We start from the raw sequence: 19,539 nt of genomic DNA, 5'->3' as shown, positions 1-19,539 counted from the left end.
TTGATAATGTTAGCACCCAAATGTCAAATGTGTTTTTTTACACTTAATTGGTATTTCATTACACACGCTTTGTCGTTTACTTTCAATAACTGGATTACTCAAAAAAAAGACAATCCTCCGTGAAGATTGCCTCTGTAAACATATTTATGGTTTTTACATTAATTCAAAATCATCCGCACTTTGAATGAATTATCGTTTGATTCATATTGAATGAAACCTCCCGTTTCTTCCACGAAAGACAGCACACTTTGGGTTCCGATGCCATGCCCAACTTCATTGGAGAATGGATATCCCTTTTCATTTAAAGGTACTTTTGAAGCACATGAATTCTCAATTTCTAAAAGCAGCTGCTCTTTATATACCGCTTTGATATGGATAAAACGTTTGTCTTCAGGTACATTTTTGCAGGCATTGATGGCATTCTCAAGCAAATTAGCCATTACAATTCCAAGGTGCAGATCATCCATAGAAATAGTTGCTGGAATACTAATATTAGTCTCCACCGATATATTATTCTTTTCTGCGGCATTTACATAAAACATCAGTGCCACATTGATAGTGGTATTATCACAGTATCTTTTGATTGTCCCTGGCTCCTCCGCCAACTGCTCCGAAAGATATTTCTTTGCTTCGTCCACATTCCCATCCTGAAGCAATGTCATTAAAAGCGCTTCAAAATGTCTCCTGTCATGTCGCAGTTTTCTATCCTGCTTCACAAATTCTTCTGCAAGCAACAATCTCTCCTTCATTGTTTTTGCAGCCAGCTGATATAGCTGAGCATCAGCTTTTAGCTTGTACTCTTTTTCTTTTAAATCTGTGGCATCAGAAAGCACATATATATCACCAACTACACAATAATCGTTATGTAAAACATTTTTCTCTATAACGTATATACGATTATCGAAAGTGTACTCATTATCACTAGTAATTGCCTCTGTCAGGGCCGATGGCAGATCTGCATTTGGCTCAATAATCTCAGGGAATATTTTCAATGCCAGCTTGTTGTAATACTTTACTTTGCCCACAGTATCCACAGCAATTATTCCCTCTGTCAAACCATCTATAATATAGTCCTTTGCCATTTCTATGAGGCTAAGCAGATTACACCTTACTATTGCCACATAAAGAAGTATAACCAGCACAATATTTCCTATAACAGATAGATCGAACACCTGAGAAATCGGAAGAATATGAGTGATTTGAATAATGTAAAAAATACTAAGTGATAGTATTGCCAAAGTCACAGTTCTAAAGCATTTCTTGGTAATTGGATTCTTCAATATCCTATAAGTGGAAAACAACATATAAAATCCAAAGATAATGTATAGCATTTGCATAAACATCAAAATATGATAAAAGATACCACAACCATGCTTTAGAACAAGTATGCCATTCTCATATACAGATTCAACCCAAGTGTAATAAAGACAATGCTTTCCTACTGTTAAGACCGAAATATAAATACTCGCATGCATAAAGAGCAGCACCTCTTTAGCGATTCGCGGAAAATTCACCTGGCACAATTCTATGGCAAACATAAAGAGTGTGTAGGCGATCCACACTCTCCCAGCATATGAAAACTTTACAGCCAAAACACGGGATTCTAGCGAAGTTGATTGAATCCCCAGCAAGTAGCCAATATTGTTTACAAGCATGGCCACACAGCAAAAGAACAAATACTGGTGCAGCTTTGACTTCATGTTCTTAAAAACTGTATAGCATTCCAAAAACAAAATAATGATACTGATGTAAAGAATTGAAACGACGTAGGTCTGCATTATTTTCCCTTTGTATTATTAAAGTCTATAATCCATATAAGCTGATGCTATTTCATCATAACGATTTCTAGAAACAGGAATAATCTCCTTGTTACGAAGTGCTATTTCATATTTCACCAATTTATCTATAGCTGCTATATTTACAACAATGGATTCATGGCATCGTAAAAACATGTCAGTCGGAAGTAACTCCTCGACATATTCTGCAAATCCGATTCGTAAGGTGGGAGTTGCAATTGGATCATTTGATAATAAATGGAATGTCACCTTGTGATTACTGCAATCAACATACATAATATCGCATATACGAATTGTGGCAAATCCGCCTTTGATTTTTACCGTGATTGACTGTTCATCCTCAGGCCCAATGTTAGAAATAGCCCTATTCAAAGATTGTTCCAGCTTATTTTTATCCACTGGCTTTAAAATATAATTAATAGGGCTAACATCATATGCCTCTAAAGCATAAGATTTTTCAGAAGTTGCAAAAATAATCTGGGCATTTTTTTGGGTCCAACGAACTTCTTTGGCTGCTTCTAAGCCAGTAAGCATGGGCATAACAATGTCTAAAATATAGATATTGGGATGAAAGGCCACACTCTCAGTTAGCATTAAATCTGGGTGAGTATACTTTCTCACATCTGCAACCAAATCATTTCTATTTATATAATCTTGAACAAACCCATATATTCTGTCGCAATCTGCTATATCATCATCACAAACAGCTATACGCAACATTTGAAAAATCCCCCTACTATTTATGCAAGCAAAATGGGAGCTGCCCGAATACAGACAGCTCTCAATAATAGTTATATATTATTTTCCTGATATAATCAATTCACCTGCCATACCAAAAAGTTCATCTACAGTTAATGTTGTATCGAAGGTCGTAAGACAGTAGTGAACGCCATCAACATCAAATGAAAGATTTGTGATCATCTGAGTTTCTTCCTGATCTGAACCATAGCTAATGAAGAAATGGTCATCATTTTCCATCCTGTCAATAAGTTCCTGTGATACCTGTCCTTCCATGCTAGGCGGAAGGAAAAGATATTCATCCAGGCTGTATTTTACGGCAACATCACCGACCATCCTCGTTTCCATAGACGTGTCTTCATAGCTTCTTAAGGTGCTTACCGGCTCGGCATTCAAGTAGATATCAGCCATTGCGTCTTTTGTATATGTGACGTTAACTCCTGAAATATCCGCAAGATCTGCTCCTTCCTCGTTATAATCTGACACATCAATGATTTCGGCGTTACTGAATGTAAAGCCATTGCTGAACTTTTTAACCGTAAGGACATCCATGCTGATAGTCCTTTCAAGTTTTGCCATATCCTCATATGCTGTAATCTCACTGCCAATCCTGTTGTGGCTTTCAATGCTCGAAACAATGCTACTTCCTGCAAATGCAGTAGTTCCAATGAGCATTACACATGCTACTGCAACGATACCTGCTTTCTTAAAGCTGAAACCTGCCTTCATAATCTTTCCTCCAATGTTCTGTTCTGAGTACTGCTCGCTTATCACGCGTAACATTTTTTCTTTAGCTTGTCCTGAGAAACAGAGTTCATTCATGGAGTGGTTATAAATCTCTTTTATCTGATCATTCATATGCTTCACCTTCCTTTAGTAAAAAACGAGAATTCTTAGATAATGAGTCCTTGAGCCTTTTCCTGCCTCTTGATAGATAATTGGCAACTACGGTTTCTCTTTTTCCAAGGATCTGGGCAATTTCTTTGATGGTATACTCTTCGTAATAAAAGAGGTGGATGCTTATCCTGTAATTTGCCGGAAGCTTTTTAAGCTCTTCTGTAAGAACAGACACCGGTTCCTCCGGTACAGCCCTTTCCGTTAACGCATCTAGTCCTATCGTATTTCTGAAGAAAGCACTCTTTCTCAGATCCTTGCACGCATTGATTGTAGTCCTGATAATCCAGGCTTTTTCATGCTCGCGACTATCAAATCTTTGGTGGGAGGACAGGTATTTCAGTATTACATTCTGGCAGATGTCCTCTGCATCATATGTATGGCGAAGGTAACTATAACTGATTCTAAGTATCATGTCAGCGTATGTTTCCAGTATCCGCCTTGCTTCTTTTTCCTCCATAACAAAACTCCCTTTCTGTTTTTTAGAAGGCCTTCTAACTATAATACGATTCTAACCGCAGAAATATATCACCTGAAAAAAAATTTTTTCAAAAATGTAACCATGACTTCATTACTTTTTGTGTAAAATAATAAAGCTGAACTTTTTATAGCTCAGCTTTTTTCATGCTTTGATTTCGTAGATACGTTTAATTTGCTTTCTTTCTTAGTCGTTAATTGTCGTTTGGCTTTCCGATATCCTCAATTAGACCGGTAACCAGATTCTGTAGTTCGTTTGCGCTCTTGTTGGTTATAACTGGTTTACCTGTTCTTTTTTCAACAGCAGCTCTAGCTTCTCCAGCTGCTGCACCACCTTCGTTTGCCACAATGCGGTTATCTTCAAAAGTCTCCGGTTTCTTCTCCTTTGAGATTTCTGCTGTAGTTGCCTCTGCAAGCATATTAAGCACCAGTTCCAAAGTCGACATATTATCCCTAAGATTCTCTTTCTTCAGGCCTTTGAGGTTCTTATATTGCCTTGTTGTCATTCCAGACCATGCCTTTGTAATTTCGTCTGTTAGAATAGCATACTCAACGCCCTTTTTGACTCCTCGCTTGTCCCACTCATCAGTAAGCTCTTTTCGCACCTGAATTGCCTGCAAACGTTGATTGATCCATTCTCTTGAATAGCCTTTCTTGGCATACGTTTCAAGGGCACGCTCTATTGTAAGCTCAGGATCTATTACTTCTTCCATCCTCTCTCGTCCTACCTGGGCAAGCCATAGCTTAAAGGGCTCTGCTTTCTTTGATGGAATCGACTGGATAATGCGAAGAAGCTGCTCCGCATTAGCAACATCTGTCAACCTCATTTTCCCATCCTGAGCTTTCATTTTCAACTGGTTACAATTTGTAACCAGTTCATTTCCTTCCTCTTTTATTCTCTTTTTCAGAACCTTCCAATAATTCCTGGCACCGTCTGTATCCGGCTGTTCTGTTAATATTCTGACCACATCAACAACAGAGAAATACCATTCCTCCTCTTCTTCTACCCACGCTGTCCTAATCGGCTGATTTTCAAATAACTGTATTTTATCATTCCCCATTTTTCTCATTCCTCATTATTTGACATTTTGTTCGAATGAAACGCATTATATCATCTGGCATGTCAATTTTACCATCATGTTTAATTATATAATCCTCTCCTTCAAAATAGTATTCTGTTTTGGTTGACGGTTCATACCATAACCCCCTTTCATATCAGCATTACAATATGTCTTTAAATATACCGCCAAAAGCATTGCTCATGTCCATCTGCACTCTATGCTTTCCCTTAGGATTTCGATAGACTTTAAAACCCATCCCTTTTATCACATCCAATAATTCCATGTACTTTTCAGAATCAGTCCAATACAATGTGTTCAGTCTGTTCTCCATATCTTTTATATTCGGTGCCATCGTTCGATTTCTCCTCATCCGCTCCAGCAAAACCTTCCCCCTCCAATGTCAGAGGATTTGCTTAGGTATCAAAATTTATTTTCTTATATACCATTGGTATGTGTTGATGGTATCATATTCCAATGGTATAATCAACAGATAACACCGAAATCAAATACTGTTTTCGAAGGAGTTTTCAGAAAGTATGAGTATTTCACTGAATATAAACAGATTAAAAGAGTGCAGAGAAAAACTTGGGATCAGCAAGATGGAAGCAGCCAAAAGAATGCAGCTCTCTCAACCTGCTTATCTGAGGTACGAATCAGGCGCCAGAACACCTTCTATACAGACTTTAGAAGTGATTGCTCAGGTTTTGGATACTTCCAAAGAATACCTGATGAACCTTACCGATGATTCCAGCCCCATATCCTATACCATATCAAGAGCATCAGATTCGGAACTATTCGAAATCATCAAATTATGCCAAAATCCGGAAAACGAAACGAGAAAACGGTTAATTACATACGCAAACAAAATAGCAGGAATAAGCTAAAAGAACAGACCTTGGAAAGGAGCCTCGTTAGTCCTTTTCAAGGTCTGTTACTTATGTTCTATTTAATTCTTTTAGGATAAAGCAGTTTACCTCGTGGAGGATAATCTGCTTTGCCCTATGACACATATGTCACTCGTCCAACAGTATTTTTCCTTTTTTTGCCTTTGCTTTAAGCCTTGCCATCTGTTCCTGCTCAATCTGTTGAATGCTTTTCTCAGGTGTAGGTAAATCTTCCGGCATAGTGCCACCGATTTTCTTTATGGCTGTTCTTACTTCCTTTCCAACATTGTAATGAATGCTTGTAGCATTCTCAGCTCCCTCAACTCTATCCTTGCGTAGCTTTTCTTCTGTTTGCGATATTCTGAATAAATTGGCAATCAATTCGGTACTGCCCATATAATCAAGAATCTTCTGTGTCTGTCCCAACGCGATGACTTCTTTGCGCGGGTCACCATTCTGAACGATTAAATAACATGCGTATCTTGACAACTCATAATCTTTTATCGGTTTGGACGTTGCTCCTGCATCCACGATTTTGCTGACCTCAGCAAAATCATCTAAAACACTGTGTCCACTATTCTCACAGGCAATCATCGCCCGCCCCATGCACGCAATGTGTGGTTTGAGAAAGCTATTTATAGAATCAATTTAGAATCACTATTAGAATCATTACAAAAAAAGAGCCGGGAGCAAACGCTCTCAGCACTTGATATTACTGGTTTTCTATGCACTTGCAAACCACTTGGAACCACTCACCCGTTATTCCAGTTCCCTAACTAAACCTATGTCTTAAACATTTTTTGTTAGGGTTTTCTGTTACGATTTGATTCCATTTGGGTTCAGCTGTCCATATTACATAGACTATATCAGCTAATGTTATCAAATTTTCATCACGGGAGTGTTATCAAAGCGACATTACATATATCTGACATGGATTCCACTCGTCCCACAAAGTCGGGAACACTTCAAACTCTTTAAACCCAAGGGACAAATAAAAATGATTGGTAGCATCATAATCTTCGTATCGTCCCATCTGAACCGTCTTAACCTGCATAAACGAATAACCCGCTTGCTTGGCCTTTTCTCTCGCCTGTTCAAAAAGTTTTCTTCCAATGCCCTTTCTGTGATAATCTTTCAGCACTCCCATAACACAGAGCTCAACGGTTTCTTTACCTGTTTCTTTAAGGCAAAGAAAACCTATAGGTTTATTCGAATCATACGCAGCAAAGAATGGCTGATCTGGACTTTCTTTTATGTACTGTTCTCTGGCTTCAGGAATTCCAAACCAGTCAGGTAATGCCTCTAGGATTTCTCTGGCAATTCTTTGTTTCTGATTAACTTCTTTCTCTTCTATAATTTTTATTTCTTTACTCATCATAGGCATCCCACAATTCCACAAGTATCCCTTCCTCGCATTTACCCCACATTTTCGATTTTCTAAATCATTTTCCTCTCTGAAACTGCTTGCCGAAGTTGTTAAGATAGTAACTGTACTCCTTGTGGCTCACGAAAATAAAAGCCCAGTGAGCGTTCTTCTTTTCCTTTCTCAGCAAAGCAAGATATTCTTCTCCACAGAAACTTCTGAATCTGTGATCCTCGAACATAATGATCAAAGGTTTATCTGTATACGCATCCGATTCTTCTTTTGCCTCCGCACCTGTACCATCCTCTATAAGGCGAAGAGGGATTTTCACAAGTTCAGACAGGAAAAACTCTGATCCGTCAGGTGTATCCATACCTTCATTGTCCAGATATATCCTTACCCATTCTTCACCTATACCGGCATCCGAATACTGCTTTGCGGAGTATATGGTGGGCGAATACTCCGGAAGTTTTATCTTCTTACCGTACACTATTTTCTTGATCGATTCCGGAGAGAGAAAAAACTCCTCCGCCAGTTCCATAATACCGGCACCTGCGCCATACCTGCTGCAGATGAGAGCATTTCTCTTATTCAGTTTTTCACGATAACCAGATGCTTCTCCCCAGCCCTTTGATTTTTCGCGCTTAGGTATATAGATGGCTTTTCCTTCTGCATACTTTTGCACTTCTCTCAAAAGGCTTGCTGGAAGAATATCCTTTGCATTTTCATATTTCATCTGTTCAGACCAGCCTGTTCATGCGTTCTTCCAGTTCATTTAAAGATGCGGTAATGGATTCGCAGGACTCAAGATCGTCTATGGATGCATGCCACATGAGTGTGTGCAGTCCCTTAAAATACGCCATGCACAGAAAACGTTCCTTATAGTTTTTTATATCAATCTTCTTTTTCTGGACATACTCATATAGCTTTTCCGGAACCAGTAAATATGGCTTATTCAGATCAAGAATCGCAAAATCCATTATAAAGTCCATTATACCGGCACGGCCCCAGTCTGCGCAGTAGGTTTTTCCCGAATCATCCACGATCATGTTGACAAAAAAGGTATTGTTATTTGCAAGGAATCTCTGCCCTTCGCAGTAGGGTGCATACTGCATGATCTTTGCAAATATCTTATCGAAATAATCTTTCTTGAGGAATGTTGTTTCAAACATCTGCGTCCAGTTATGCCAGTAGCCTTCCTGATCCTCGTTAAAGGTCTCACGGACAAATTCCTCGAATGTGGCAAATGGGGCTTTGTTGTCTTCGTCAAATTCCCCGTATCCGGTTATGGAGGAAACATCCGTATCGGCGACCTCAAAGATCATTTCGAAAAACTTCTCATATCCTTTTTCAAATTCTTCAACGGAAAGCTCGTTTGCACATCTGCCCTTGGGACTCATCTCTATCCGGTCTCCGGTCAGGTTTTTTATAAAAATATCTCTGTTCATTTTTATCATCCTTTCGTATCTGCTTATTTCCTGTTACTTGTATCGGCGCCTTACAAAAAGAATGATAACAGCCACCCCGGCAGCCTCATATAGAAAGAACTGTTATAACAAAACTTTACTCACCGCTTTATTGCTATCGCTGTAAACTCACCCGGGAGTTTTTCATTTTCCCATGAAGGATGTTCATCAAAACGCTCCAAAGTAAATCCGCTCCCGATGATAGAATTGATGATCTCGCTGATGGTGTACTTCCTGTAATGGCATTTCGGGATCTGCTTACGGATCTCCTCATCGTAAAACCTTGCGTGCGCCATCTCTCCTTCAAAGATATCTGTTGAGAAATAACTCATGGTTGGCTGCTGCAGCCCAAGTATATCGGAAATCTTCGTAAATGGATGGAAGTCACTGCAGATCATCTTTCCACCAGACTTTAAGAGTCCGTTCATAACGGTCATAAAAGCATCTATATCGTGGAAATAATGAAGAATCCCACCCTCCATAAAGACAACATCAAAAAAACCGGCATACTTGTCCATATCTATTTCCATGATGTCACAGACTTCATATCCAATCTTCACGCCTGCAGCTTCAGCAGTTTCCATGGCATATTTCTTATTGGCCTCGGATATATCAAATACTGTAACCTCTGCTCCCAAAAGAGCCAGTGGAATTGCCTTTTTTCCGCAAGATCCGCATATATTTGCCACCTTGACACCTTCAAAAGAATCAAAGTAGTTCGCATACTGCTTTAGCATCTTCCTGGGGTTTTCTTTATCCTTTGCAGCCCTTTCCTGCGGTGTCCCGGCGGTTCTTACCCAAAAGTCATATGCATCAAACTCCCAGGCTTTCTTATGTTGTTTACTGTATTCTTCCAAAACCGTTATCCTCCCGGCATTTTTTATGGACATTTATCCCTCAAGTTGAATTGCGCCATAACCTGCTAAACTAGATATTCTTTAATCATAGCCTTTATTATATTAGAACTGATGGCATGTTGAGAAGTCTCAAATGTCATGATCATATTTTTCCCCAGAAAGTATCCACTTTGCTCATATGACTCTATCTTACCTATGTTCTTGTTTGCATAAGATATGTTATCCATCATTCCGAAATGTTCCCATATATATTCCTTTCTAGTACGGATATTAAGGCACGTAAAATCTGGTCTTACAGTTCCAATGCCCTTAAGTGTAAATGGATATTCATACCTGTATGGAATCCCCTTTTGTTCCAGCATATTAGCTATTATCAGCTCAGATTTTGATCTTACCCGTATACCATTGTTTGAGATAAACTCTGTTACACTTTCGCTGAATCCCATTGGCTCATAGATTTCATTCTTCCAATTCTCAACATACATTTCCAAAGGTTCAATAATTGGTGTGACCAGTTTTTTCCTTGCGTCTGACATGCTTATATACACATTTTCAAGACTATTTATGTCATATAGCTTTAAAAACTGTAAAATATCATTTCTAATTATTTCAAGTTTCTTTTTAAGTGTCATTTCATAATCTCGCTGTGCAACTTTCTTTAGCTTGTCAATTTCCTCGATTCTCGCATACTTTCGTTTTTGTGTGAGTTTATCTACCCAGTAATACTGGTCTTTCCCGTTGCTCTTACTTATTGCAATACCACAATTGCTCAAGCTTTTTACCCTTAATGCATTCTTATCAATTTGGGTTATTAGAGCATCTATCTCCTGTATTTGTTTTTCCAATTCATCCTTGTAATTCTGCATCACTAAACTCCTTTTTCGAATCTACGTGACACCGCTTTATCTTTAGGCTATTATCACGTAGTTTCGCACTGATATTCTGGCATTTTACGTGATACTCCCCGTTAACAAGATTCTCCTCACGTAATTTTTTCAAAAATCTTTTCATTTCTACGTGAACCACAAGAATTAAGAGCAGTCTCTCACGTAAACAGCCTAAATATCATGCTTGTCACTACGTGAATAGTAGCTCAAAAAAGCCAATGCTCACGTAAGCCGTCTTCTTTTGCCCCTTATTTATCTATTATTTTGGGAATTACCAAGCTGTCCCAGAAAGAACAGCCATTTCAAAACGAACTTTGAAAAGAACTATCTTGAAATACAAGTGACAATATATAACAACACAGAAAAAAAGTAAAGAGATTTCTAACCGTATTGATTCCCATACGGTTATGCCTTAAGGATTAAACTCTGACGAATTCAGCCAGTATAACAACAGGGCCCTAGAAGTCGCATATATGCGCTTCCAGGGCCTGATATAATAACACTCGTTATCTTATTCTAACTCTACCGTTCCTGGTGGCTTACTTGTGAGATCGTACATTACGCGGTTAACACCTTTAACCTCGTTTATGATACGGCTCATGACTTTCTGAAGTACTGCAAATGGAATCTCTGAAGCTTCAGCTGTCATGAAGTCGACTGTCTCAACTGCACGGAGGACTACTGCGTAATCGTATGTACGCTCATCTCCCATTACGCCTACTGAACGCATATTGGAAAGAGCTGCAAAATACTGATCAGGAAGTTTCTCGAGTCCTGCGTTTGCAAGTTCTTCCCTGTAGATGAAGTCAGCGTCCTGAACAATTCTTACTTTCTCTGCTGTAACTTCACCGATAATTCGGATTCCAAGTCCAGGGCCTGGGAATGGCTGACGGAATACCAGGTATTCAGGAAGGCCAAGTTCAAGACCCGCCTTACGAACTTCATCCTTAAACAAGGAACGAAGTGGTTCGATTATCTCTTTAAAATCAACATAGTCAGGAAGTCCTCCAACATTGTGGTGGGACTTAATAACTACTGACTCTCCTCCAAGTCCTGATTCAACCACGTCAGGATAGATGGTTCCCTGCGCAAGGAAATCTACAGTTCCAATCTTCTTGGCTTCTTCCTCAAAGACTCTGATGAACTCTTCACCGATGATCTTACGCTTGCGTTCAGGCTCTTCTACGCCCTTTAATTTATCATAATAGCGCTGTGCTGCATTTACTCTGATAAAGTTGATATCAAAGTTACCGTTTGGTCCAAATACGCTCTCAACCTCATCGCCTTCATTTTTACGAAGAAGACCATGGTCTACGAATACGCATGTAAGCTGTTTTCCTATTGCTCTTGCAAGAAGCGCTGCAAGGACAGATGAATCCACACCACCGGAAAGTGCAAGTAATACCTTGCCGTCGCCAACCTTCGCACGGATTTCCTTAATTGTATTCTCTACAAAAGAATCCATTCTCCATGTTCCGGCTGTTTCGCAAATATTTCTTACGAAGTTATGAAGGATCTCTTTACCCTTTACAGTATGGAGAACTTCAGGATGGAACTGGATCGCATAAAGCTTTTTGTCCTCACAAGCGGCTGCTGCAACAGGGCAGTCAGCTGTATGAGCGATAATGTCAAATCCCGGAGCAACCTTGCTGATATAATCAAAGTGGCTCATCCATACTATAGTCTTCTCCTCTATACTGGCAAAAAGAGTATCCTTTGAGCCGTCTATAAATGTCTCAGTCTTACCATACTCACGGACAGGTGCTTTCTCAACCTTTCCACCAAGTACGTGCATCATTAACTGAGCTCCATAGCATAAACCAAGTACAGGAATTCCAAGTTCAAAGAGCTCTTTAGTATAAGTTGGAGCTCCATCTTCATAACAGGAATTTGGTCCACCTGTTAAAATAATTCCCTTGGGGTTCATCGCCTTAATCTGGTCGATAGGTGTGCGATAAGAATAGATTTCGCAGTAAACGTTGCATTCTCTGACTCTTCTGGCAACAAGCTGATTGTATTGCCCGCCAAAGTCAATTACTATAACTTTTTCTTCTGTAGCCATGCTTCCTCCATATAACAGAGTTAATAGTTACCATGTATTATCAAATATATCTTCTTACAGATATCATGGATCTGTAGTTGGCATTAGTAATCTTGATACCGGTTTTCTGAGTACTTGCGTGAACAATCTGTCCACCACCGATATATATTCCGACATGTCCACCATAATAAATAACATCTCCAGGCTGAGCATTTGCATATGAAACCTCTGTTCCATAAGATCCTTGAGCCCATGATGTTCTGGGAACCGATATTCCAAAGGCCTGATATACAGCCATTACAAAACCTGAGCAATCTGCTCCGTCTGTGAGGCTTGTTCCACCTGCTACATAGGGATTACCTACAAACTGGCATGCAAACTTCGCAATATTTGAACCAGTTGCACTTCCTGCTGCAGCGTAGCTTTTGGAAGAACCTGACGAATTATCATCATCATCGTCATCATCTGAATCTGAAGTTGTATCTGTGTATGTTGTTCCTGAAGAAGTTGTCCCGGTACCAGTAGAATAGCCGGAATTATCACCATCTTCATTTTCAGCATTGGCAGCTTCCTCTGCAGCTCTTCTTGCTTCCTCTTCTGCCTTTAGTGCTTCTTCTTTTGCCTTTTTGGTCTCTTCAACCTGCTTTTCTTTTGCTTCTATCTGTTTCTGAAGCGATGCTATACTTGATTGCTGGCTCTTTACCTGTGCTGTATAAACTGCAGCCTCCTGCTTTGCCTTGGCAAGCTTAACCTCATAATCAGCATATGTTGCCTTGTACTCAGCAAGCACTTCCTCCATATAAGCTTCTTCCTCTTCAAGCTCATATTTGGAAGTTTCAAGTTCTGCCTTTTCTTCTTCCAGCTGTTTGCCATATGCCTCAGCCTTTTCCTTGGCTGCTACATACTCTGCAAGTTTTATTCTGTCATACTCATAAAGCTGTTCAACGTATTGGGCCTTATTAAGCGCATCAGCGTAGCTTGTTGCAGTCAAAAGAATCTGCACATACGACAGGTTTCCCTTTTCGTACATAAACTTAACTCGCTGGACCATCGCTTCATAAAGGGTCTCTTCCTGCTTTTTGGCCTCATCATACTCTTGCTGTGTTATCTCGATCTGCTCTTGCGTCCTGTCAATGTCTTCCTTGATGAGCTCTATATCTGTCATAAGACCAACAATAACTGCATTGGTCTCATCAATTGCCTCTTTTGTTTCCCCTTTGGCTTCTGAGATACTGCCTATCTGACTGTTGGCATTGTTTAACTTGTTCTGGCTGTCTTTTTGTTGTGACTGGAGTGATTTCTGTTGGGACTCCAGTGCTTTCTGTTCTTGTTCAAGCTTATTCTGTTTTTGCTGTAAATCAGTACTGGTGGTAGCCCATACAGGGTCTGCCACCAGTAAACTCATAACAAGAGACATAGCTATTACTACAAAAAAACTACTTTTTTTCATACCTATCCCCCTTGCTCCTAATTAAGATTTTACTTCAATATCATTATACAACAATATTGACTTATATATGTGTCCAACTCTCAAATGATTATCAGAGTTCACAGTTACCAACTGTTCTTGGGAATGACTCAACGTCACGAATGTTACCCATTCCTGTAAGATACATTACGCAACGCTCAAATCCAAGACCAAATCCTGCGTGACGAACACTACCGTACTTACGAAGATCAAGATAGAACTGATACTCGTCCTTCTTCATTCCAAGTTCATCCATACGGCTCTCAAGAAGCTGAAGATCATCCTCTCTCTGGCTTCCTCCAATGATCTCTCCGATTCCTGGAACAAGACAGTCAGCTGCTGCTACAGTCTTTCCATCCGGATTAAGTTTCATATAGAATGCCTTGATTTCCTTTGGATAATCAGTTACAAATACAGGCTTTTTGAAGATTTCTTCTGTAAGATATCTCTCATGCTCAGTCTGAAGGTCACATCCCCATGAAACCTTGTAATCAAACTTATCATTGTGCTTTTCCAAAAGCTCAATAGCTTCTGTATATGTAATACGGCCAAACTCGTTGTTTACTACGTTGTTAAGTCTATCGATAAGTCCCTTATCAATGAACTCGTTAAAGAATGCCATCTCTTCAGGGCAGTGCTCAAGAACATAGCTGATAACATACTTAAGCATTGCTTCTGCTGTATCACAGTCGTCCTTAAGATCTGCAAAACACATCTCAGGTTCGATCATCCAGAACTCTGCAGCATGTCTTGTTGTGTTAGAATTCTCTGCACGGAATGTAGGTCCGAATGTGTAAACATTCTTAAATGCGAATGCATATGTCTCAACATTAAGCTGTCCACTAACTGTAAGGTTTACAGGCTTTCCGAAGAAGTCTTTTGAGTAATCAACTGCTCCCTCTTCAGTCTTTGGAACGTTGTTAAGATCCATTGTTGTAACCTGGAACATTTCTCCTGCACCTTCACAGTCACTTCCTGTGATAAGTGGAGTGTGAACATATACGAAGTTTCTCTCCTGGAAGAAAGAATGAATAGCATATGCAGCTACTGAACGTACTCTGAATACAGCTTCAAAAGTATTTGTTCTTGCTCTCAAATGAGGAATTGTTCTGAGGTACTCAAGTGTATGTCTCTTTGGCTGAAGTGGATAATCAGGAGTTGAAGGTCCCTCTATCTCAACTGAATCAGCCTGCATCTCAAATGGCTGCTTTGCATTAGGAGTTGCAACAATGCTACCTGTTACGATAACTGCTGCTCCTACATTGAGCTTGCTGATGTCTGCAAAGTTTGCAAGTCCGTCAGTATAAACAACCTGCAAAGGCTTGAAATATGTACCATCATTAAGCATGATGAAACCGATAGTCTTTGAATCACGAATATTTCTGATCCATCCACCTACAGTAACTTTCTGTCCTGAATACTTTTCCTGCTGTTCAAACAGCGCTCTGATATCAACTAATTCCATGGCGTCCTCCAATCTATGAAAAAGGTAAATTATTCTCCTGCTGGCTCAACGACATTAGCATTTTCTACAAGGAAGTCTAATACCTTCTCTGCCATCAAACCTTCTCTGTAAACTTCAGGGTCAATTGTTGCTCTGAAATCTTCGTATGAACTGTAAGCTGTTGTTGATGCTGTATCGTAAGCATTCTTAAGATATGCATCTATATCATCATCTGTAACTTCAATTCCTTCAGCCTTTGCAACTGCTGCAAACATAACGAACTGCTGTGTAGAATTTGTTACCATTTCTTTTAAATAATCATCACCTGAAAGAGCTGAACCTTCATTCTGGATCATCATATTAACGATATCGCTGGCTGTAAGCTGCTGTTGAACATACATTGAATACATGCTTGCGTAGTACTCAAGCTGTTCATTCTGCTGCTTAAGGTATCTGTTATAAAGCTTTTCAGGAACATCCTTAAACTCACAGTTTTCCATAACTTTTGTGAGAACTTCATTATCTACATTGTTATTGTAAGTATCCTTAGCGTCCTCTTCAAGTCCGCATCTGATGTATTCTCTTAAATCTGCAAGATTTGTAACTGCTCTGTCTTCGTAGCCTTCACCAATTTTGCTGAAATTAGCTCCAAGACCTGCTGCCCACTCATCTGTCATCTCATCTGACTGTACAGAGATGCTGTTGATTGTAACTGTGAAGATGACATCCTTGCCGGCAAGATCTGTAGCGCCATAGTTCTCAGGGAATGTAAGATTAAGATCTACTGTATCACCAATATTTGCTCCAATAAGACCGCTCTCAAAACCATCAATGTATGAGTTTGATCCAATAACAAGATCAGCACCCTGTGCTGTACCGCCGTCAAAAGCCTCTCCGCTGTCAGCATATTTACCTACATAATCGATATTTACTGTATCTCCATCCTGAACTGCTCTGTCTGTAACCTCAGTCATAGGTGGGTTGCTTGAAAAGATACTGCTGAGCTGGCTCTCAACATCTTCATCAGTAACATTTGGTGCTGCAACTTCTACTGTAACACCCTTGTACTCACCAAGAGTAACAAACTCTTCCGGGTTGATCTCTGCAAGTGTCATTGTCTCAAGGTTCTCAAGATTCTCTAAAGCTGAAATTGTAGGTGTTGTCTCTGCTGAACTATCTGAAGCAGCAACTACAGCCTCATCTGAACTAACTGAGCTGGTCTCTGACGCTGCATTTGTAGCTGTTTCTGTATTATTTTTTCCGGTGCAGGCTGTAAGTGATGCAACGACTAAAACTCCAGTCATTAATAATGCGATTTTGTTTCTCATTTCTAATTCTCCTCCAGTGAAATCGGTATAATTCCACCTTTCATAACATTTGTAAAAACAATATTTTTTATACTACCACACCTTACAAACAGATTAAAGTATTTTATTTGCTTATCTTCCTAAATAATGCTAAAATACATCTTGCTATATTTTTATTATTTGGAGGATTATATTTTGAGTACAGGGGCTATCGTTGCTATTGTTATTTCAGTGATTCTTATCGCTGCCATCGTTGCTTTGATCATAGTTGGTAAAAGAGCTCAGAAGAAGCAGGCCGAACAGCAGGTTCAGCTCGATGCGATGAAGCAGACGATCACTATGCTTATAATTGATAAAAAGAGAATGAAATTAAACGAATCAGGTCTTCCTCAGTCAGTTATTGAGCAGACACCTAAGCTTCTCAGAAGATCTAAACTTCCAATCCTTAAGGTAAGAGTTGGAAACAGAGTAATGAGTCTTATCTGTGACGAAAAGATTTATGATCAGGTTCCGGTTAAAAAAGAAGTTAAGGCTTCAGTTAGTGGAATCTATGTTACAGAGGTTAAGGGTCTTCACGGTAAGGTTCAGGCACCTGAACAGAAGAAGGGATTCTTTAAGAATCTCGTTGCCAAGGCTCAGGAAAAAGCCGGAGCTAAAATGGTTAAATAACAGTAAAAAGAAAAAGCTGGGACAGTTAAACTGTCTCAGCATTTTTTATTTCTATGATTATCATGGAATCCGACAAAACTTCGCCACCCATCTCAAGTTCATATTCAGCCATGAGTTTCATTTCCTCCTCATGTCTGATATTTATAAAATCAAAGCTTGTGGTAACTACTTTCATCTGCATTGTACCATAAGGTGTCTCATAAGCAGTGTCATACTCCAGCTCTTTTCCAAAAGCAAGCTTGGAGTTCATGTCTCCGCCCCTTGTAATCTCCATACTATTACCGTCGGATGCAATGCACACCTTGTTATGGACACATAGTTCACCGCTTCCGGTATCCTGTTTTTCATCATATTCTAATATCTTGCTTCCATCATCCAATACTTCATACATTCCCATGGAAGTTGTAACAATCTTTTCAGTCGGTTCACCTGGTCTTGAATGAATACCGGTAACATTTACATCTACATTCTTTTTCATGCAAAACACCTCAATCATTCCTCAGGATTTATTGGTCCTGATAAAAAGAGTTCTGGTGCAAGCCTGCTTTTATCTACTTCTTTTAATGCTGCCTCAGCTTTATTTTTGTCATCAAAAATAGCATAAACAGTTGGACCGCTTCCGGTCATAAAAGCTCTTATTGCACCGTTGTTTTCAAGGATGTTCTCTATTTTTCCGATTTCGTCATATTTACCGGCAGTCACAGGTTCAAGGACATTGCCGATAAGATCACACATCTCATGGATATCACCTTTTTCAATTGCTCTTTTAATACCATCAATATCAGGGTGATCCACGATTTCTTTACTATCCAGTTCTTTATATACCCAGCCTGTTGAAACATCAATTGCAGGCTTTGCAATTACTATGTAGCAATGCGGCAGGTCAGAAACCTTAGTCAGCTCCTCGCCTATGCCTTCAGCCAGCATAGTTCCGCCCATAATGCAATAAGGTATATCTGCTCCAAGATTTACTGCAAGTTTACACAGCTCATCCTTACTAAGGCCCAGGTTCCAGAGCTCATTGAGTGCGATATATGCAGCTGCGCCATCTGTACTTCCGCCAGCCATTCCGGCAGCAACGGGAATTCTTTTTACAAGATTAATATTCGCACCTTTTTTTACATTAAATTTATCCTGAAGCTGCTTGGCAACTTTGCAGATGAGATTGCTGTCATCTGTAGGAATCTTTGGTGAAGAAGCCGTCAAAACTATTTCACCTGTCTCGTTGTCTTCAAAATCCAATGTATCGAATAAATCCACGTTCTGCATTATCATGCGAACAATGTGGTAACCATCAGCTCTTTTACCTGTGACATCAAGTCCAAGGTTGATTTTTGCATACGCTTTGCGAGTTATTTTCATTAAAATCCGCTCCAATTCTACTTTTCTAAAATCTTCTCACTCATTATACATAAACTCAAGAAAAAAAATTAAAAAAAACGCTAAAGTTTTTAAAAAATCAGCCGATAAGAAGATTAGGTAAACTATAGTTTCGTTTCAGCGCGGTTTTTAGGGACCTACGCGGAAAAGGAGTTCTATATGGGCGTAAACGGAGTTACCGAGGTTACTAACAACATCGCAACCACCTATGCTTCTTCTGTCAATCCTTCTTCTGTAGAAGAAAAGAAAAAAGACGATGAAGTTAAGGTGAAAGCTGAAGCCGCTGCCGTATATGAGAAGTCAGATGAGGGAAGCGATAAGACCTCACAAGTATCTTCAAAAAATACGGACAGAACCCAGATCATTAAGCAGATGCAGGCTGACGTAGAAATGCGTAAGCAACAGCTTTTGGACATTGTCCACAAGATGATGGGCAAGCAGGCCAAAACCTATGGCATAGCTAATTCTGAAAATGACGAGGATTCTATGTGGAAATTCCTTGCAAAAGGAGATTTCACTGTAGACGCAGCGACAAAGGCACAGGCGCAGGCAGATATCGCCGAGGATGGCTACTGGGGTGTAAATAAGACCTCAGAAAGAATCCTTGATTTTGCCAAGACGCTGGCTGGCGACGACCCTGATAAGCTCGAAAAGATGAGAGATGCTTTCGAGAAGGGCTATGCACAGGCTGAAAAGACCTGGGGCGGAGAGCTTCCGGAAATTTCAAAGCAGACCTATGCAGCTGTAATGAAAGGGTTCGATGAACTCACCGGAAAAACAGACAGTGAGTAAGGACTAAGAGTTGCT

The 19,539-nt window shown here is 39.7% G+C and carries 21 protein-coding genes; 3 read left to right on the top strand and 18 right to left on the bottom strand.

Annotated elements, in window-relative coordinates; genetic code table 11:
* Positions 1 to 158: 158 nt before the first annotated feature.
* From C4S54_RS14105 to C4S54_RS14080, 6 genes are all read right to left on the bottom strand, one after another.
* The gene (locus tag C4S54_RS14105; protein ID WP_103870087.1) at positions 159 to 1,778 is read right to left on the bottom strand and encodes a histidine kinase N-terminal 7TM domain-containing protein; all 1,620 of its coding nucleotides are present in this window, start codon (positions 1,776 to 1,778) and stop codon (positions 159 to 161) included.
* 18 nt (positions 1,779 to 1,796) lie between these two features.
* The gene (locus tag C4S54_RS14100) at positions 1,797 to 2,516 is read right to left on the bottom strand and encodes a LytR/AlgR family response regulator transcription factor (protein WP_103870086.1); all 720 of its coding nucleotides are present in this window, start codon (positions 2,514 to 2,516) and stop codon (positions 1,797 to 1,799) included.
* 78 nt (positions 2,517 to 2,594) lie between these two features.
* Positions 2,595 to 3,392 (bottom strand): hypothetical protein, encoded by a 798-nt coding sequence (locus C4S54_RS14095; RefSeq protein WP_103870085.1) that lies wholly within the window; start codon positions 3,390 to 3,392, stop codon positions 2,595 to 2,597.
* Positions 3,385 to 3,888 (bottom strand): RNA polymerase sigma factor, encoded by a 504-nt coding sequence (locus C4S54_RS14090; protein WP_103870084.1) that lies wholly within the window; start codon positions 3,886 to 3,888, stop codon positions 3,385 to 3,387. The genes C4S54_RS14095 and C4S54_RS14090 overlap by 8 nt, the downstream gene beginning before the upstream one ends.
* A 211-nt stretch (positions 3,889 to 4,099) precedes the next feature.
* Positions 4,100 to 4,966, bottom strand: coding sequence for a BRO-N domain-containing protein (locus tag C4S54_RS14085; RefSeq protein WP_330405694.1), 867 nt, complete (start codon positions 4,964 to 4,966; stop codon positions 4,100 to 4,102).
* A 160-nt stretch (positions 4,967 to 5,126) separates the two neighbouring features.
* Positions 5,127 to 5,318 (bottom strand): hypothetical protein, encoded by a 192-nt coding sequence (locus C4S54_RS14080; RefSeq protein WP_103870082.1) that lies wholly within the window; start codon positions 5,316 to 5,318, stop codon positions 5,127 to 5,129.
* Positions 5,319 to 5,502: 184 nt separating this feature from the next.
* Between C4S54_RS14080 and C4S54_RS14075 the strand changes: the two genes are divergently transcribed.
* Complete coding sequence (locus C4S54_RS14075; protein WP_103870081.1) at positions 5,503 to 5,850, top strand: helix-turn-helix domain-containing protein; 348 nt, start codon at positions 5,503 to 5,505, stop codon at positions 5,848 to 5,850.
* A gap of 129 nt (positions 5,851 to 5,979) precedes the next feature.
* Here C4S54_RS14075 and C4S54_RS14070 read toward each other — a convergent pair whose 3' ends face one another.
* The 10 genes from C4S54_RS14070 to tig form a co-directional block, all read right to left on the bottom strand.
* Positions 5,980 to 6,444: a hypothetical protein gene (locus C4S54_RS14070; protein WP_330405693.1), complete on the bottom strand. Its 465-nt coding sequence runs from the start codon at positions 6,442 to 6,444 to the stop codon at positions 5,980 to 5,982.
* Positions 6,445 to 6,754: 310 nt separating this feature from the next.
* Entirely contained in the window at positions 6,755 to 7,225 is a 471-nt protein-coding gene (locus C4S54_RS14065) for a GNAT family N-acetyltransferase (protein WP_200821081.1), read from the bottom strand.
* Positions 7,226 to 7,292: 67 nt separating this feature from the next.
* Positions 7,293 to 7,949: a CD3324 family protein gene (locus C4S54_RS16405; RefSeq protein ID WP_330405692.1), complete on the bottom strand. Its 657-nt coding sequence runs from the start codon at positions 7,947 to 7,949 to the stop codon at positions 7,293 to 7,295.
* Between the two features lie 4 nt (positions 7,950 to 7,953).
* Positions 7,954 to 8,661: a hypothetical protein gene (locus C4S54_RS14055; protein ID WP_103870079.1), complete on the bottom strand. Its 708-nt coding sequence runs from the start codon at positions 8,659 to 8,661 to the stop codon at positions 7,954 to 7,956.
* A gap of 119 nt (positions 8,662 to 8,780) precedes the next feature.
* Complete coding sequence (locus tag C4S54_RS14050) at positions 8,781 to 9,536, bottom strand: class I SAM-dependent methyltransferase (protein WP_103870118.1); 756 nt, start codon at positions 9,534 to 9,536, stop codon at positions 8,781 to 8,783.
* A 65-nt stretch (positions 9,537 to 9,601) separates the two neighbouring features.
* A complete protein-coding gene (locus C4S54_RS14045) occupies positions 9,602 to 10,402 on the bottom strand; it encodes a hypothetical protein (protein ID WP_103870078.1) in 801 nt (266 codons plus the stop codon).
* Positions 10,403 to 10,934: 532 nt separating this feature from the next.
* The gene (gene guaA, locus C4S54_RS14040; protein WP_103870077.1) at positions 10,935 to 12,485 is read right to left on the bottom strand and encodes a glutamine-hydrolyzing GMP synthase; all 1,551 of its coding nucleotides are present in this window, start codon (positions 12,483 to 12,485) and stop codon (positions 10,935 to 10,937) included.
* A 40-nt stretch (positions 12,486 to 12,525) separates the two neighbouring features.
* Positions 12,526 to 13,914 carry a C40 family peptidase gene (locus C4S54_RS14035; RefSeq protein ID WP_103870076.1) on the bottom strand — a complete coding sequence of 463 codons (1,389 nt, stop codon included), beginning with the start codon at positions 13,912 to 13,914 and terminating at the stop codon, positions 12,526 to 12,528.
* A 91-nt stretch (positions 13,915 to 14,005) separates the two neighbouring features.
* Positions 14,006 to 15,397 carry an asparagine--tRNA ligase gene (gene asnS / locus C4S54_RS14030; RefSeq protein ID WP_022772384.1) on the bottom strand — a complete coding sequence of 464 codons (1,392 nt, stop codon included), beginning with the start codon at positions 15,395 to 15,397 and terminating at the stop codon, positions 14,006 to 14,008.
* A 29-nt stretch (positions 15,398 to 15,426) separates the two neighbouring features.
* The gene (gene tig, locus C4S54_RS14025; RefSeq protein ID WP_103870075.1) at positions 15,427 to 16,704 is read right to left on the bottom strand and encodes a trigger factor; all 1,278 of its coding nucleotides are present in this window, start codon (positions 16,702 to 16,704) and stop codon (positions 15,427 to 15,429) included.
* Positions 16,705 to 16,878: 174 nt separating this feature from the next.
* Between tig and C4S54_RS14020 the strand changes: the two genes are divergently transcribed.
* Positions 16,879 to 17,352 carry a hypothetical protein gene (locus tag C4S54_RS14020; RefSeq protein ID WP_022772381.1) on the top strand — a complete coding sequence of 158 codons (474 nt, stop codon included), beginning with the start codon at positions 16,879 to 16,881 and terminating at the stop codon, positions 17,350 to 17,352.
* Between the two features lie 25 nt (positions 17,353 to 17,377).
* Here C4S54_RS14020 and C4S54_RS14015 read toward each other — a convergent pair whose 3' ends face one another.
* Positions 17,378 to 17,830 (bottom strand): DUF1934 domain-containing protein, encoded by a 453-nt coding sequence (locus C4S54_RS14015; protein WP_160110776.1) that lies wholly within the window; start codon positions 17,828 to 17,830, stop codon positions 17,378 to 17,380.
* 14 nt (positions 17,831 to 17,844) lie between these two features.
* Positions 17,845 to 18,714: a 4-(cytidine 5'-diphospho)-2-C-methyl-D-erythritol kinase gene (gene ispE / locus C4S54_RS14010; protein ID WP_103870073.1), complete on the bottom strand. Its 870-nt coding sequence runs from the start codon at positions 18,712 to 18,714 to the stop codon at positions 17,845 to 17,847.
* A gap of 177 nt (positions 18,715 to 18,891) precedes the next feature.
* Between ispE and C4S54_RS14005 the strand changes: the two genes are divergently transcribed.
* Positions 18,892 to 19,524 carry a hypothetical protein gene (locus C4S54_RS14005; protein WP_103870072.1) on the top strand — a complete coding sequence of 211 codons (633 nt, stop codon included), beginning with the start codon at positions 18,892 to 18,894 and terminating at the stop codon, positions 19,522 to 19,524.
* Positions 19,525 to 19,539 lie beyond the last annotated feature (15 nt).

This window comes from Butyrivibrio sp. Su6 (assembly GCF_900108105.1).
In the GTDB taxonomy this organism is placed as follows: Bacteria; Bacillota; Clostridia; order Lachnospirales; family Lachnospiraceae; genus Butyrivibrio.
This window is presented reverse-complemented; position numbering and strand designations above follow the sequence as displayed.